Annotated in this window: 2 protein-coding genes; one reads left to right on the top strand and one right to left on the bottom strand. The window is 31.5% G+C overall.

Going from position 1 to position 1,788, the window contains the following annotated elements:
• Nucleotides 1-755, bottom strand: a 755-nt coding sequence (locus tag ACPC58_RS11580) for a Fic family protein (RefSeq protein ID WP_434066028.1), incomplete at its 3' end; no start/stop codon positions are given.
• A gap of 158 nt (nucleotides 756-913) precedes the next feature.
• Here ACPC58_RS11580 and ACPC58_RS11575 point away from each other — a divergent pair.
• Nucleotides 914-1,636: a hypothetical protein gene (locus ACPC58_RS11575; protein ID WP_031367171.1), complete on the top strand. Its 723-nt coding sequence runs from the start codon at nucleotides 914-916 to the stop codon at nucleotides 1,634-1,636.
• Nucleotides 1,637-1,788 lie beyond the last annotated feature (152 nt).

Raw genomic sequence — 1,788 nt, 5'->3', positions numbered from 1 at the left:
GATATAATAAATCTGCCCAAACGACCGTTACCATCATAAAACGGATGAATATATTCCAAATAATAGTGGGAAATAATACATTTTTCTAAAAATGGATAATCTTTTGAGTTCATGAAGAAGATAAGTTTCTCCAAACTATTTATAATTTCCTGCTCATTTGCATCACCTATATGAGCAATTGAATCGTCTTTCTTTCTTTTTAATGATACCGGAAGATCTCTAAATAATTTTCCATCCGGCCACTCAGTTATACTTTGTTCATCTTCAAATAATGAGTTATATATATCTCGAAAATCCTTTGGTTCCTTAATTGACAAATAGGTTTCTTCGTTCATGAGACTCATATACATATTTACAATCCCCAAAAAACGTTTGTTAGTTCTTGTCTTTTTTTCTCTCATTAGTATTGTCTCGCTGATTTCCATTTTGGAACTTTCAATTCCTTCTGTCTCATTTGAACTTTGTATTTCATCCGTAATATTTGAAGCGATTATATTGAACTTTGCAACACCAGGTAAATTCGCTTCTAAATTTTTCAGCTTCTCAGAATTATATCTGATTTCTTCTTCTTTTCTTAACATTGACGGTAATGGCAAATAAAATAATTCGAAAGTCTCATCCAAGATTCGTTGTTCCCTAAAAAAAGGATGAATCCTGATGTTTGTTTTTATCGTAGTATATGAATTAAATCTTTTACTATACTCTTCTTTAACATCGCCATCGTATGACAAAATCCTTAGTTTTTCATATTTCAAAGCAAACTCCTCGTTTCTATTTTCAAAAAATTGACTTTTTTAAAAATATAGTGTATACTTACAATATAATTAAATCAAAAAAACTATATTTTGTCAAGATAATATAGAAATGACTTTTTTTATTTCCATATTTTGCGACGAAATACTTTGGAGGAAAAATGAACTTTATTTTTAGTGAAATTATCAGCGGTGTCATTGGTGCGATAGTTGGTGGTATCGTTACCGCAATTTTTACAAATCGAAAATCAATCCGAACTCGCCTCAAATCTTGGTGGATTGGAAACAAAAAGATTCGGATGAGTATTTCTTATCTTTTCAGTATTAGGGACGATGAAGGAAATTACTTACTTATTAAGGGAAATCGCATTCAACAATATCAACCAATAGGTGGCGTCTACAAGTACTTTAAATCCTTCCAACCAATCAAATCAAAATTAGAAGTTACGGATGAAATAAATAAAAATTTCTATGATCCTGACGACTTGCGAATTTATCTTCCTGGAAAAAATCTTATGAAATTAATCGAGTGGTTTAAAACTGGGGAAAATCGAGAAACGGTCATCACTCGGGAATTTATTGAAGAAATCATTGCTCCTGGACTTCTTAATATTACTGACCTAGAAAATATTGATTTTGAGTACATTCATCGCAAAGAATCCGGGCTTAGATTTAGTGATCACTTTGAGAAGGAAGAATACCTAATCTACGATGTTTTCAAAGTATCTTTTTCTAAAGAAGTTTTAGCGAGACTAAAGGAAAACTCTGAAAAAAATCCAAATTTCTTATGGGTTTCTCAAGCAGACATAGACACGAAAAATACTTACATTGAGGAACAAGCTATACAAATTGGTGAACATGCGAAATACATTACAACATGTTAAAGAAGGGGGTAAACATATTGTTAGGTACGAGTAACGAAACACTCAAACAAATATTCCGAGCCTTAGCGGACTCATTAAACGTCTCAGAAACAACAACTAAAGAAATTATTGCTTCTTATGAAGCAGTTGGTACCTACTTAGGTAATCTTGAA

Origin of the sequence: Streptococcus sp. VTCC 12905, from assembly GCF_049893385.1 — a bacterium.
In the GTDB taxonomy this organism is placed as follows: Bacteria; Bacillota; Bacilli; order Lactobacillales; family Streptococcaceae; genus Streptococcus; species Streptococcus suis_AA.
Note: the sequence above shows the minus strand (reverse complement) of the source record. Positions and strands in the feature narration are given on the sequence as shown.

Excerpts from the sequence above, each read along its gene's own strand:
- ACPC58_RS11575 (WP_031367171.1), top strand. The coding sequence starts at position 914 with ATGAACTTTATTTTTAGTGAAATTATCAGCGGTGTCATTGGTGCGATA.